This is a genomic window from Brevundimonas sp. EU05-FHT14B11 (assembly GCF_058790835.1).
Genome location: NZ_JBYTCY010000003.1, coordinates 15,795 through 28,894 on the forward strand (window position 1 = coordinate 15,795; position 13,100 = coordinate 28,894).

General features: G+C 68.7%; 16 protein-coding genes, 3 tRNA genes and 1 pseudogene. 3 read left to right on the forward strand and 17 right to left on the reverse strand.

Features of this window, described 5'->3' with window-relative positions; translation table 11 throughout:
• Position 1: 1 nt before the first annotated feature.
• On the reverse strand, positions 2–370 hold the full coding sequence (locus tag AC3WRV_RS13235) for a putative quinol monooxygenase (RefSeq protein WP_291834151.1): 369 nt from the start codon (positions 368–370) through the stop codon (positions 2–4).
• Between the two features lie 39 nt (positions 371–409).
• Between AC3WRV_RS13235 and AC3WRV_RS13240 the strand changes: the two genes are divergently transcribed.
• Complete coding sequence (locus AC3WRV_RS13240) at positions 410–808, forward strand: DUF1489 family protein (RefSeq protein ID WP_492313625.1); 399 nt, start codon at positions 410–412, stop codon at positions 806–808.
• 122 nt (positions 809–930) lie between these two features.
• Complete coding sequence (locus AC3WRV_RS13245; protein ID WP_492313626.1) at positions 931–2,775, forward strand: patatin-like phospholipase family protein; 1,845 nt, start codon at positions 931–933, stop codon at positions 2,773–2,775.
• A gap of 262 nt (positions 2,776–3,037) precedes the next feature.
• Here AC3WRV_RS13245 and AC3WRV_RS13250 read toward each other — a convergent pair.
• The 15 genes and pseudogenes from AC3WRV_RS13250 to AC3WRV_RS13320 form a co-directional block, all read right to left on the reverse strand.
• Positions 3,038–3,457 (reverse strand): annotated as a pseudogene (locus AC3WRV_RS13250) (methyltransferase domain-containing protein); the annotation flags it as partial.
• Between the two features lie 193 nt (positions 3,458–3,650).
• Positions 3,651–3,727 (reverse strand) — tRNA-His (locus tag AC3WRV_RS13255).
• A 184-nt stretch (positions 3,728–3,911) separates the two neighbouring features.
• Positions 3,912–4,655, reverse strand: a complete 744-nt coding sequence (locus tag AC3WRV_RS13260; RefSeq protein ID WP_492313627.1) for a M48 family metallopeptidase — start codon at positions 4,653–4,655, stop codon at positions 3,912–3,914.
• A gap of 142 nt (positions 4,656–4,797) precedes the next feature.
• On the reverse strand, positions 4,798–5,517 hold the full coding sequence (locus AC3WRV_RS13265) for a TonB family protein (protein WP_291834140.1): 720 nt from the start codon (positions 5,515–5,517) through the stop codon (positions 4,798–4,800).
• Between the two features lie 14 nt (positions 5,518–5,531).
• Positions 5,532–5,969, reverse strand: a complete 438-nt coding sequence (locus AC3WRV_RS13270; protein WP_291834137.1) for a biopolymer transporter ExbD — start codon at positions 5,967–5,969, stop codon at positions 5,532–5,534.
• A gap of 5 nt (positions 5,970–5,974) precedes the next feature.
• Complete coding sequence (locus AC3WRV_RS13275) at positions 5,975–6,877, reverse strand: MotA/TolQ/ExbB proton channel family protein (RefSeq protein ID WP_492313628.1); 903 nt, start codon at positions 6,875–6,877, stop codon at positions 5,975–5,977.
• Between the two features lie 639 nt (positions 6,878–7,516).
• Positions 7,517–7,592, reverse strand: a tRNA-Phe gene (locus tag AC3WRV_RS13280).
• 64 nt (positions 7,593–7,656) lie between these two features.
• Positions 7,657–7,833 carry a DNA gyrase inhibitor YacG gene (locus AC3WRV_RS13285; RefSeq protein WP_492313629.1) on the reverse strand — a complete coding sequence of 59 codons (177 nt, stop codon included), beginning with the start codon at positions 7,831–7,833 and terminating at the stop codon, positions 7,657–7,659.
• Positions 7,834–7,835: 2 nt separating this feature from the next.
• Positions 7,836–8,858, reverse strand: coding sequence for a ribonuclease E/G (locus tag AC3WRV_RS13290; RefSeq protein WP_492313630.1), 1,023 nt, complete (start codon positions 8,856–8,858; stop codon positions 7,836–7,838).
• Complete coding sequence (locus AC3WRV_RS13295; protein WP_291834130.1) at positions 8,855–9,433, reverse strand: Maf family protein; 579 nt, start codon at positions 9,431–9,433, stop codon at positions 8,855–8,857. Before AC3WRV_RS13295 ends, AC3WRV_RS13290 begins: the two co-directional genes overlap by 4 nt.
• 12 nt (positions 9,434–9,445) lie before the next feature.
• Complete coding sequence (gene infA, locus AC3WRV_RS13300; RefSeq protein ID WP_003164348.1) at positions 9,446–9,664, reverse strand: translation initiation factor IF-1; 219 nt, start codon at positions 9,662–9,664, stop codon at positions 9,446–9,448.
• Positions 9,665–9,803: 139 nt separating this feature from the next.
• Entirely contained in the window at positions 9,804–10,265 is a 462-nt protein-coding gene (locus AC3WRV_RS13305) for a UPF0262 family protein (RefSeq protein ID WP_291834127.1), read from the reverse strand.
• The gene (locus AC3WRV_RS13310) at positions 10,262–10,762 is read right to left on the reverse strand and encodes a DUF2948 family protein (protein WP_291834124.1); all 501 of its coding nucleotides are present in this window, start codon (positions 10,760–10,762) and stop codon (positions 10,262–10,264) included. Before AC3WRV_RS13310 ends, AC3WRV_RS13305 begins: the two co-directional genes overlap by 4 nt.
• A complete protein-coding gene (gene murA, locus AC3WRV_RS13315; protein ID WP_492313631.1) occupies positions 10,752–12,041 on the reverse strand; it encodes a UDP-N-acetylglucosamine 1-carboxyvinyltransferase in 1,290 nt (429 codons plus the stop codon). The genes AC3WRV_RS13310 and murA overlap by 11 nt, the downstream gene beginning before the upstream one ends.
• Before the next feature lie 102 nt (positions 12,042–12,143).
• Positions 12,144–12,383, reverse strand: a complete 240-nt coding sequence (locus AC3WRV_RS13320; RefSeq protein WP_492313632.1) for a hypothetical protein — start codon at positions 12,381–12,383, stop codon at positions 12,144–12,146.
• 177 nt (positions 12,384–12,560) lie between these two features.
• Here AC3WRV_RS13320 and AC3WRV_RS13325 point away from each other — a divergent pair.
• Positions 12,561–12,635, forward strand: a tRNA-Thr gene (locus AC3WRV_RS13325).
• A 59-nt stretch (positions 12,636–12,694) separates the two neighbouring features.
• On the opposite strand, the gene arsC is transcribed toward AC3WRV_RS13325, so the two are convergent.
• The gene (arsC, locus tag AC3WRV_RS13330) at positions 12,695–13,099 is read right to left on the reverse strand and encodes an arsenate reductase (glutaredoxin) (protein ID WP_492313633.1); all 405 of its coding nucleotides are present in this window, start codon (positions 13,097–13,099) and stop codon (positions 12,695–12,697) included.
• Position 13,100: the final 1 nt, after the last annotated feature.

Consider the following 13,100-nt stretch of genomic DNA (forward strand, 5'->3'; position numbering starts at 1 on the left):
CCTAGACGCCGCCCAGCCCCACCCCGCCCACCGGCGTCGTGACCTGCGCGTCGCCGAAGGTCGCGATCAACGGCATCCCCTTGCGGATCGCCGCCTTGACCTCGGGAATCTGCAGCGAGGCCCGATGCGCGGCCTCGTCGGTCCAGACCTCGGTCACCCAGATGGCGTCCGCGTCGGCGGGGTCATGGGCGACGATATAGCTGAGGCAGCCGGGCATGCCCGCCACGCCGTCCAGCAGGATCACCGTCAGCGCCTCACGTTGACCCGCGACCGCCGTCATCTTGCCGATCAGTCCATACATAGAGTGATAGTACGCCTCGCGGGCGGCGATGTCGCGTGATGGGTGCAGAGTGGTGGGCTTGGCATCCACCGCTGGCGCCGCCCTACCCCCTGCGCCATATCCAGCCCTATGCCTCTCCACATGATCAAGCTGTGCGTCGGCGTCTCCGAGGTCGAGACCCTCGAACGCAACGCCGCCCTGAGCGACTGGCGCGTCGTCCACACCCGCATGACGCCCAAGCGGGCGGCCGAGCTGGAGGACGGCGGCTCCCTGTACTGGGTCATCAAGGGCTCGGTCCTGTGCCGCCAGCCCATCCTCGACGTCTCCACCATCGGCGAAGGCCCCGCCAGCCGATGCGAAATCCGCATCGACGCCCGCGTCATCCGCACCGCGCCCCTGGCCCGCCGTCCCTTCCAGGGCTGGCGCTATCTGGACGGCAAGGACGCCCCGGCCGACCTGACCCGCGCTGACGCGACGGACCTGCCGGACGATCTGGCGCGGGAACTGCGGGAACTCGGCGCCTGGTAGAGTCGGGTCCTACGGACTAGGGTTTAGGGGTTTCGGTAACCATATCTGGCGATCCTCCCAGCTCGTGTCGTCCCCCGTTCCTTGCTCCGATCCTAGACCCCGAACCCTGGACCCCGGCCGCCATGCCCCCCGCCCGCTCTGATCGTCTGGAAGACGCCCTGCACCGCATCTTCGAGAGCGGCCGAAACACCCCGGCCAGCTGGTTCGCCCTGACCGGGGGCGAGACCCTGTTCGCCGAGGACGATCCGTCCGACACCCTCTACCTGCTGCGCGCCGGCCGTCTGGGCGTCTTCCGCCGCGAGGCCAACGACCAGCCGCCCCAGTTCGTCGGCGTCATCCGGCCCGGCGAGCCCGCGGGCGAGATGGCCATGCTGGCGGGCAGTCCGCACACCGCTGACGTCGTCGCTTTGCGCGATTCAGAGATCCTGGCCCTGCCCCGCGACGCCTTCTTCGAGGCCGCCCGCACCGAGCCCGATCTGATGGTCGAGCTGTCGCGCCTGATGATCCAGCGCGCCCGCGACCGCCGCTCCGGAGGCGGCGAGCCCAGCGTCTTCGGCTTCATCTCGGCCCGCCCCCGGCCCATCCGCGCCTTCGTCGAGCGCGTCGCCGCCGCCATCGAGGCCTCGGGCTTCACCTGTCAGGTCATTGACCATTCCGCCCTCTCCTCGGCCACCGAATGGTTCAGCCGGGTCGAGGACGCCCACGACTTCGTCCTCTATGTCGCCGAGGCGGATGAGCCCGCCTGGGCCGCCCTGTGCGCCCGTCAGGTCGACCGCGTCTTCGTCGTCGGCCAGTGCCTGCTGGCCCCGCCAAACCGCCCCCTGCCCCACGCCGGGGTGCTGGACGCCCAGCGCCGCACCGACCTGATCCTGTTGCGGGATCCGCGCATGGCCCGTCCGGCCAACACCTCGGTCTGGATCGACGCGGTCCAGCCGGGCCGCTGGTTCCAAGCGGTCGAGGGCGATCAGGCCGACGCCGACCGCATCGCCCGGGTCATCACCGGCATGGGCGTCGGCGTGGTCATGTCCGGCGGCGGCGCCCGCGCCTACTCCCACATCGGCGCGCTGCGGGCCCTGCGCGACGCGGGCGTCCCCGTCGACTTCGTCGGCGGCAGCTCCATGGGCGCCGTGATCGCCGCCGGCCCGGCCATGGGCTGGTCTCTGGAGGAGTTGGAGGACCGCATCCGCCGTTCGTTCGTGGACAGCGACCCGCTCAGCGACATCACCTTCCCCATGCTGGCCATGACCCGCGCCAAGAAGGTCGATGGCCTGCTCCAGGCCGCCTACGGCGACATCGACATGGCCGACCTGGCCCGGCCCTTCTTCGCCGTCTCGACCAATCTGACCTCGGGCCGGATCGAGGTGCATCGCCGGGGCCTGATGCGCCGCGCCATGCGCGCCTCCATCGCCATCCCGGGCCTGCTGCCGCCCATCGTCATAGACGGCCAGGTGCTGGTCGACGGCGCGGTGCTCAGCAATCTGCCCGCCGAGGTCATGCGCCAGATGAACTCCGGCCCGGTCATCGGCATCGACATGTCGCAGGCGCGCGGCGTCGACCCGGCCCTGATCGAACATCCGCCCTCGATCTGGCGGCTGCTGGCCACCGGCGCCTGGCGCCGCGGCCCGCCCATCGTCTCGATCATGATGCGCTCGGCCACCCTGACCACGGACCTCGAGATCGAGCGCTCGCGCGCCATCGTCGACATCCTGGTCCAGCCCACGCCGGACGGCGTCGACATCCGCGACTGGAAGGCCTTCGGCCCCGCCGTGGACGCCGGCTACCGCGCCATGACGGTCGAGCTGGAGAAGCTGGACGGCCCGGTCACCGGCCTGCGCCGCCGCCGTCGCGTCGCCGACGCGCCACCAGGAACAGACGCGGGAACGGCAGAAGCGTCACCCCGTCCGGACGACGCGGAAACACCACGGAAAGGGCGTCGCCCAGCGCGGAAAGATAAGCGTCCTGCATAGCCGGATCGTCCTTGAGCGCCGTCAGATGCGGCCGCAGGGCCGTACCCTTCATCCATTCCAGCACGGCGTTCGGCCCGGTCAGGGCGTGCAGATAGGTGGTGGACCAGACGTCCACAGCCTCGCAGGTCTCGGCCAGCACGCCGTAATAGGCCTCCGGGCTCAGCAGGGCCTGGATCGTCTCCCGGTCCGACAGCCGGTCCGACCACGGCCCGTCGGCGACGACGGCGCGCATGGTCCGGTAGTGCAGCGTGTCCCAAGCCAGCGGCATCTGCACCGCGATCGCTCCGCCGGGCGCCAGCAGGCCGGTCAGCCGCCGCAGCAGCCCCTCATGGTCGGGCAGCCATTGAAGCGATGCGTTGGCGAAGATCAGGTCCACCGGTCCATCGGGGTCCCAGGTCGCCAGATCGGCCCGCACCCAATCCACATCCGCGCCCAGCGCCCGGGCCTGCTCCAGCATGGCCGCGCTCGAATCCAGACCGACGACCGTCGCCCCCGGATGGCGGCGTTTCAGCAGGGCCGCGTGCTGGCCGGTCCCACAGCCCAGGTCGACGACGCGCCGCGGCTCCAGATCGCCCGGCAGGCGCAGCAGCAGGTCCAGCGCCGCGCGATCACGCTCGGCCTCGAAACGACTGTACTGCTGGGGATCCCAGATCGGGTTTGCGCTGCTCATGGGGGCGAGCATAACCGGTCGGGAACGGAGCCCAGCAAGTGATTAGTGGTTAGTGATTAGTGGGTGGCTGTCTCAGGCATTCGCGCCTGCCGCCTCTGCGCCTATGTCAGCGGCATCGAGCCACTAGTCACTAACCACTAGCCACTTCCTACGCACAAACGGCGCGGCAGACGACCTGACTGTCAGGGGAAGCGTGGAAGGGCGATGGTACAGCCTCTCAGGTTTGAACTGAGGACCTCCGGCTCCACAAACCGGCGCTCTAACCAACTGAGCTAAGGCTGCACGTATCCGCGCGAGCGGCGTCTTTAGCCGCGTCGGTCGGAGCGATCAAGGACCAATTGGGTCGTACGAAGGGGTTAGTGGCTAGTGATTGGTGGGTGGCCCGGACGGCAACTGGTTCGCACCGGCCTCTGGCCCGGCGATCCGCTAATCACTAGTCACTAGTCACTTTCCACGCGCCGCCCCTTCAGTTCCAGCCGCGGCTGTTGATGTAGCCCTCCAGCGCGCTGATCCGCGTCGTGTCCGAGGGGTGGGTCGAGGCGAACTCGGGCGTCGCCCCCTGCCGCTGGGCCTGCATCAGCCGCCACAGGGCGATGGACTCCGCCGGGCGGTAGCCGGCGCGCTGCATGTAGTCGACGCCCAGACGGTCGGCCTCCAGTTCGTCCCGGCGCGAGAAGGGCAGCAGCACGCCCAGTTGGGCCCCCAGCCCGCCGATCGCGCCCGCCGCCTGGCCATAGTCCCCGGCCACGCCCTGCACGCCGCTCAGCACCAGCCCCGTCGCGGCGCTCGTCGAATAGCGCTCGGCCGCGTGGCGGGCGACGACGTGGCCGACCTCGTGGCCCAGCACGGCGGCCAGCTGGTCGTCGTTTCGCACCAGGGCCAGCAGGCTGGTGGTCACCCCGATCTTGCCCGACGGCAGGACGAAGGCGTTCGGCGCATCGCTGACGAAGACCGCATAGTCCCAGCGCCGGTCCGACAGGCCGGCGGCGTCCACGATCCGCCCGCCGACATTGCGGATGCGGTTCAGGGCGGCCGCGTCGTTCGAGATTCTCTGCGTGCGCAGCGCCTGGGCCCAGGCGGCGTCCGCCTGCTGCGTCAGAGCCGCGTCGTCCACGATCAGGAACTGGTTGCGCCCCAGGGTGTCGTTGTAGGCGCAGGCCGACAGCGCCGCGCCGGCGGTCACCAGGGCGGCGAGGAGGAAACGGTTCATCGGGGGTCTCCGCGAAAGCTTGGCCGGGATGAAAGTCATCACCGGCGAAACGCGCGCGCGCAAGCCTCGGCGGACGGCGCGTCGCGCAAACGAAAACGCCCCGGAGTTTCCTCCGGGGCGTTCCGTAGTCGTTTCAGTCGCCTCAGTCCGTGGGCGGAACGAAGCGCGTCGTCCAGCGAACGGTGGCGCCTTCGGCGGCGCCGTCGACGGTGCGGGGCGAAACCCGCGACCGGCGAGCCGCAGCCAGAGCGGCCTGGCCGAAGCCGGCGCCCGCGGGGTCCTCGGACACCACGGAACAGTTCGACAGGCTGCCGTTCGGTTGAACGGTGCACTGAAGGGTCACCCGTCCCGACTCGATCCCGCGGGCGGAAGCCCGTTCCGGGAACTCCGGCGGGACCTGACGGGCCCAGCTCGGCTGAGTGATCAGCGACGGACGAGCCGGAGCCGGCACCGGAGCCGGGCGCGGAGGATCCGGGGTGATCACCGGCGGTGCGGTGTTCTCGATCCGGTCTTCCTTCTTGACCGGCTCGATGCGGACCGGCTCGACCGGCGTCACGTTCGGCACGATCGCCGGGACACGCACCTGCAGCTTGGGCGGCGGAGGCGTATCGGTCGGCGGCGGCGGCGGCGGCGGCGGAGGGGGCGGCTCGGGGATCGGTTCGATCAGCTCGACGTCAACGGTGTCATCCGTGTACCGGACCTCGCGCAGCGTGAACTGCATGTTGATCAGGTAGATGGCGAGCAGGCCGAACAGGGCCAGAACGAACAGCACGCTGACGAGGAGCACGCCCGGGGGAACCCCGAGGAAGCCCTTCTTGCGCGGCGGGTCGTAGCGACTGCGGTGATATTCAACATCTGTCATGAGATCACCGTTCCCTACTGCGTCGACTGGTCTTCACCGACCAGAGCCACGGAATAGAACCCGTGATCCTGGAGGGAGTTCATGACCTGCATGAAGTCGCCGTATCGGGTCTGCTGGTCCGCACGGATGAAGATACGCTCATCCGACGGCGGCTTGTTGCCGATCAGCTTGCCCAGTTCGGCGCCGACCGAGGTGATCTCCACCTCATTGTCACCGATGTACGCGCGGCCGTTGTCCTGGATGGAGACGTAGAACGGCTTGGGCGGATTCTGCGCGGGTTTGGCGACCGCAGTCGGCAGCTTCACCTCCACCGACACAGTGGCGAGCGGAGCCGCCACCATGAAGATGATGAGCAGAACCAGCATGATATCAACGAAAGGCGTAACGTTGATGTCAGAGTTCTGCTCAATGGCCCACTTGCCACCGCCGCCGCCTGAAAGTTTGGCGGCCATCCGGGTTACGCCCCCTTGTCGAGGTTACGCGAGATGGCGTTGATCAGTTCGGCGTTGAAGCCGTCCGAACGGGTGCCGTACGCCGCGATGCGGGTGTTGAAGTAGTTGTAGAAGATAACCGCCGGGATAGCGGCGAACAGACCGATACCCGTGGCCAGCAGCGCCTCGGCGATACCGGGGGCGACGACGGCCAGGTTGGTCGTGTTGGTGTTCGCGATGCCGATGAACGAGTTCATGATGCCGTACACGGTGCCGAACAGACCGATGAACGGACCGGTCGAACCGACCGAGGCCAGGAACTGTTGGCCGCCCGAGAGGCGCTTGGCCAGACCCGACTGAACCGCCGAGACGGCTTGCTGCGCGCGCAGCAGGGCCGAGTCGGAGTGTTCGCCGGTGACCGAGAGGCCGGCCTGACGCGACAGTTCGATTTCGTCGGTGGCCGCGGCGGCCATGTCGGCCAGCGGGTTGCCTTCGAACTCGTCCGAGGTGGCGACCTTGCGCATGTCCGCGATGGTGCGGGCCGAGCGGAAGGTTTCCAGGAAGCGGTCGGTGGCGCGGTTGAGGGCGCCGAACTCGAACAGTTTGATGAGCAGCAGGGTCCACGAGAAGATCGAGGCCAGGACCAGGCCGATCATGACGACCTTAACGATCAGACCGGCGTCCATGAACATGGTCGCGATGGTCAGCTTGTGAGCGCCGCCTTCGGCAGCGGGAGCAGCTTCTTCGGTCGCGGCCGGAGCAGCTTCAGCAGCCGGCGCCGGAGTGGCGGCGGCGGCGTCAGCCGGGGTGGCCGTCGCGGCGGCGGGAGCGGCCGGAGCGGCTTCCTGCGCGAGGACCGGCGAACCAGCCATCAGGACGGCAGCGCCGGCCATGGCCAGAAGAATGTTGGTCTTTTTGAAATCGAGCATAGTTCGCCAGTTCCTGCTTTGGTGTCTGACTCGTGGAACCCAGGGAACAGGCCAATCTGGCGGCCGGTTCCCGATGAAAATCTCGCCCGCAGCGTCGGGATTCACTGAACCCTGATCTGCGGAACGCCTCCTGAACGCTTCCGGTTGCCTAAGGCTTCCGGGGCGGTGTCGACAGGCCTTGGGAAACCGTTTTCCCAACCCCTCCCGGCCGCTCGCAAAGGAAAGCGGTCAAGCTCCTTTGGCGAACGCATACCAGAGCGTCAAGTGCGCAACGGCGCTTTTCCCCTCGGGGGAGAGCACGCACGCTCATCACGGAAGTTTCAGGTTGAAAGCGTCAATTTCGTGATGGTTGGGCAGAAAGTCCGACCCTTTGCGAGGGTGTACGGAGCATCATTTTGGAAAAATGAACCCCGATTGAGCAATTCATTCCAAGCCGACTTACGTGCCCGTAAATCCAGACCCGTTAACCTGTCTTAACGGGGTCGTTCCCACCTCTTATAAGGGAAATTCCGCATACGGGATCATGCCGAACAGCGGTCTTCGCCGCGGAAGCTGAGGCGCTCCGGCGAATATGGCCTTACAGATTGTCTGAGAGGAGAAGGCATCTCCCGAGGAGATGGCGCCATACTTCCGAGAAGATGGTGCCCGGGGGCGGATTCGAACCACCGACACGTGGATTTTCAATCCACTGCTCTACCAACTGAGCTACCCGGGCGCACGCTTTGAAGCGAGGGAGCGGGGTCTATAAGCGAGCCGCTTTCGGGAGGCAAGCACCTCTGTCAGTCTTCTTGCGAACCACGGTTCCCGCCCTCGTCCGTGGGCTCGTCCTCTCGCACCGGTATGGCGTAGCCGCCGGTGAACCAGCGTTGCAGATCCACGTCGGCGCAGCGCTTGGAGCAGAAGGGTTTGTACTTCGGGTCCGCCGGCGCGCGGCGGCAGATGGCGCAGGTCGCCATGATCACTCGGCCTCGATATTGGAATCGCCTGGCTTCAGGCTGTCGTCGGTCTTCAGATGGGCGCGCGGCCCCAGCTGCGCCACCAGCGGCGCGGCCAGCGCCGCGATTCCCGTGGCGCAGGTCAGAGTCACCCGCGCCCGCGTGGTGTCCTCCAGCAGCGCGGCCCGCAGCCGCCGGACCGCCTCCTGCGCCGCCTGTTCGGGCCGCGGCAGCCGCAGGCGCGGCTCGGCGTACAGCACCTCTTCCAGCGGCGTCCGCCCCCACGGCAGCGACAGCATCAGCACCCCGAACCGGTTCACCGGCCCGTAGACGATCGACGGATCGTCGCCGAACGCCGCTTGGGCCGCCGCCAGGATCGCCTTGCCGTCGTGCTGGGTCCCGATCAGGTCGACCGCCACCAGTCCGCCCCAGCGATTCAGCCGGATCAGCCGCGCCGCCGCCTTCAGGGCCAGACGATTCGTCTCGTCGCGCGAGTGCGCCCGGCCCATGTCATGGGCGTTCAGGTCGATGTCGACGGTGATCATGGCGCGCGTGCGCTCGACGTGGACCTGGCCGCCCGGCACGGCCGCCGGCCCCTGGGCCTGCTCGACCGCCGCCCATCCGGCCTCGATCGCCGCCCGGCCCGTCGCCGGCTCCGCCCTCGGCGCGATCCGCGCCAGCGTTTCAATCAGTGTCGGCGCGGCGGCCAGGAGGCGGGGCTCCCCCTCCCCCGCGCCCAGCCAGCGCGCCACCGGCGCCTTGGCCTCGCGCCGTTCCGCCGAGATCTCGACCTCGACCTTGGCCCCCACCGGAGCGGAGATCCCGCCCTTCAGCGGCATGAAGGCCTCAAGCCCCCCGCCCAGGTCGACGAAGGCGCCCTTCAGCCCGGGCGCGGATTGTCTCACCCGCGCGACCGAGCGCGCGCCCAGCCGGGTCTGCGGCGGCGTATCGGCTCTTTCTATAAGTATGTGTTCGGCCCGGCCGTCCCGTTCGACCACCGCCCTCAGCTCGCCGGGCGTGTCGTCGAGGAAGACCTCCAGCGTCACGGCCTGACGCCCGCGCCGGCCAGCAGGTTCACGCTTTCATGCAGCGGCAGGCCCATCACGGCCGGATAGCTGCCGACCAGCCGGGTCACGAAGGCTCCGGCCCGGCCCTGGATGCCGTAGCCCCCGGCCTTGCCCTTCCATTCGCCCGAGGCGACGTAGGCGGCGATCTCGGCGTCGGACAGGACCTTGAAGGTCACCCGGGTCTCGACCACCCGATGGGTCAGCTTGCCGCCCGCCGCCACGGCCACGCCCGTATAGACGCGGTGGCCGCGCCCCGAGAGCAGCTTCAGGAAGCGCACGCACTCCGCCTCGTCGGCGGCCTTCTCCAGGAAGCGGCGGCCCACGGACACCACGGTGTCGGCGGCCAGCACCACGGCGTCCGGCGCGCGCGCGGCCACGACCTGCGCCTTGCCGATGGCCAGGCGCGCGGCCAGACGCGGCGGCGTCTCGCCTTTCAGCGGGGTCTCGTCGATGTCGGCGGGTTCGATTCGGTCGGGCTTGATCCCGACCAGCGCCAGCAGCTCCACGCGGCGCGGGCTGGCCGAGGCCAGCACCAGTTCGGGGCGAAGGCTCATGTGAGCCCGCCCTTACTTGAAGCGATAGGTAATGCGGCCCTTGGTCAGGTCGTAGGGCGTCATCTCGACCAGGACCTTGTCGCCTGCCAGCACGCGGATGCGGTTCTTGCGCATCTTGCCCGCGGTGTGGGCGATGATTTCGTGGTCGTTCTCGAGCGTCACGCGGAACGTCGCGTTCGGCAGCAGTTCGCTGACGACGCCGGGAAACTCGAGCAGTTCTTCCTTAGCCATGCGGCCTCTCACGCCCGGTGGATACGAGTAGACGCCGCGCGCCGGGCGGAGCGCGCGTCGAAGGAGCGGGCATATGCCCGAAAAAGGCGAGCTAGTCGAGTTCTCCTCCCCATTGCTCCGCAACGGAGAGGACCCGTCTTCAGCGCCGGTAAAGCGCCGTCACCAGCGTGAACAATCGCCGGGCCGTTTCGTGGTCCACCGTGATCTTGCCGTCCAGCCTGGCCTTAAGCAGTTCGGCGCCTTCGTTGTGCAGACCCCGGCGACCCATGTCGATCGCCTCGATCTTGCCCACGTCGGTCCCGCGCAGCACTTCATAGTAGCTGTCGCAGATGTCGATGTAGTCCTTGATCACCTTGGTCAGCGGGGACATCGACAGGCCGTGGGCCTTGGCGAACTGCGGCCCGGCGATGTCGAACACCAGCCGGCCGTCCTGCGACGACAGCTTCAGCGAATAGGGTCCCGTCGCCGCCCCCGCGGGCTCGAAACTGTTCTTCTCGACCAGGTCGAACACGGCGACGCGGCGTTCGTGCTCGATCTCGGCCGAGGCCGCCGGCAGGGAGGCCGCATCCAGTTCGATGGAGACCAGCCGGTGCTCGCTCACGAGGCGCCCGCCTCCGCCAGCGCCGCCTCGATGGAGCCTTCCAGGTGGGTCGGGGCGATCCGGGCGGGCCAGCGTTCCGACAGGTCGGTCAGCACGGCGTCCAGGCATTCCACCTCAACCCGCAGGTCCCCGCCCCCGGCGAACATCATGATGATGCGTCCGCCCGGCGCGTCGCCCGGCTCGAACTCCATGGCCAGCAGCTCCAGCGCGATCTCCGGCCCGCGCGGCAGGCGGCGGCTCTTCACCGCGATCACGTCGCCGAACTGCATGGCCGCCATCACCCGCGTCCCGCCGCATTCCCAGCAGAACCGGCTCAGCGCCACGGTCAGCAGCCGCGCGTTGCGCTCCCAGACGATGTCCTTGGGACGCATGATCGCGTCCTGCAGCGCCACCGAGATGATGCTCAGGTCGTCGGCGTCCTCGGCCAGCAGACGCAGGGGCTCCATCGGCGACTTGATCGCCGTTTCCTCCGCCGCGCCCTTGACCTCAGTGTTCATGCGTATCGCCTGTGATCCGTCGGATGTTCGCGCCGCACGCGCCCAGCTTTTCTTCCAAACGCTCGAAACCGCGATCCAGATGATAGACCCGGCCGACCGTCGTTTCACCCTGGGCGACAAGGCCCGCGATGACCAGACTGACGGATGCGCGCAGGTCGGTCGCCATCACGGGCGCGCCGTGCAGCACCTCGACCCCCTTCACCACCGCCTCACCCGCGTGGACGTGGATGTCGGCGCCCAGGCGCGCCAGCTCGGGCGCATGCATGAAGCGGTTCTCGAAGATGTTCTCGCGGATGACGCTTTCGCCCTCCGCCGTTGTCATCAGCGTCATGAACTGGGCCTGCAGGTCGGTGGCGAAGCCCGGATAGACCTCGGTCTCCAGATTGACCGCCCGCAGGCGCTGCATCGGATCGCGCTTCACGATCACGCCGTCGTCGGTCGGCGTAACCTCGACGCCCGCGGCGACCATCTTCTCGGTCAGGGCGGTCATGAGCCCGGCGCGCGCCTTGGTCAGCCGCACCTCGCCCCCGGCCATGGCCGCGGCCACGGCATAGGAGCCCATTTCGATCCGGTCCGGGATCACCGACCATTCGGCCCCGCCCAGCGAGGTCACGCCGGTGATGGTCAGGACGTCGGTGTCGATCCCGTCGATCTTCGCGCCCATCGCCGTCAGGCAGCGGGCCAGGTCGCCGATCTCCGGCTCCCGCGCAGCCTTGCGCAGCACCGTCGTCCCGTTCGCCATCACGGCGGCCAGCAGGGCGTGCTCGGTCGCGCCCACCGACACGAACGGGAACTCGATCTCGGCCCCGCGCAGCCCCTTGGGCGCGCGGGCGGTGACATAGCCCTCGTCCAGCTCGATCTCGGCGCCCAGGGCGGTCAGCGCCTGCAGGTGCAGGTCCACCGGACGCGCCCCGATGGTGCAGCCGCCCGGCAGCGACACCTTGGCCTCGCCGGTGCGCGCCAGCAGCGGCCCCAGCACATTGAAGCTGGCCCGCATCTGACGGACCAGGTCATAGGGGGCGAAGGTCGAGCTGATCGTGGCGCCGTGGAACAGGGTCTCCTGCCCGTCGGCCCCGTCGCGCTCGGTCACCTCGACGCCCAGCGCCTGCAGCAGCTTGCCCAGGAATTTCGTGTCCGCCAGGCGCGGCATGTTGGTCAGCAGCAGCGGCTGATCCGTCAGGATCGAGGCGGCCATCAGCTTGAGGGCGGAATTCTTGGCGCCGCTCACGGGAATGATCCCGTTCAGCTGGGCGCCGCCGGTGATGGCGATGCTGTCCATGTGGTCTCTTGCGGCCCTGCGCGGGGGCGTCAGGGGGATCGGCTATCTAGCGCGGTCCGCCGGGGGAGCGAAAGGCCGCGCGAACGGTGCGGCCGATGACTTTCAGTTGCTCGGTCTTGCAGGCTTGGCCGCGACCTTGCGGCGGCGCAGGTTGTCGCGCAGCGCCTTGGCCAGACGCAGGGCCTTCTCGGACTTGGCCCGGGCCGGACCGGCGGGCGCGGGCGCGCCGGAAACGCCGGTCGTCACTTCCGTGGCCGGCGCGGCCTTCACCGGCGCGGGCGCGGCCGGCGGGGCCTCGGGGACGGCAGCGGCTTCGGGAGCGGTCGTCTCGGGCTTGTCCATGCGGGGATCAGAGCCCGCGTCGCGGCGCCGCGCAAGACCCCGACACCGTTAACGCGAACCTTGTCCACGGTCGCCCTCCGATCAGGCGAACCCCGCCGCCAAACTTTTCACACCCAAGCGGAAATAGGGCTTCCCCCCCGCCATCGGGTTGGCTATAGGGCCGCTTCCTCAGATTTCGCCGCCGTAGCTCAGTGGTAGAGCGCATCCTTGGTAAGGCTGAGGTCGTGGGTTCGATTCCCCCCGGCGGCACCATCTGAAGACCCCTGCGGGGCCCGGCTGAAAAGTCGGGCCCCGCTTGCGTTTCGGCCGGTTCAGACCGCCTCCCCGTCCTCCTTCACGAATCTGTCCGGTCGCCGCTCCAGAAGGGCGAAGACCGCCTCGGACGGTCGGCACAGCCTCACGCCCAGCGGCGTCTCGACGATGGGCCGGTTGACCAGAACCGGATGGGCCACCATCGCCTCGAGAATCGCGTCGTCGGTCACGCCGTCGGCCAGCAGGCCCAGCGCCTCGGCCGGCGTTCCCTTCGTCCGCATCACCTCGCGCGGGCGCGCGCCCATGGCCGACAGCAGATGCGTCAGGGTCGCGCGGTCCCAGCCCGCCTCCAGATAATCGACCACGGTCGGCGCGTATCCGCTGGCCCGGATCATCTCCAGGGCGTTGCGCGACGTCCCGCAGCCGGGGTTGTGGTAGATGGTGACGGGGAAAGCGTCGCCCATG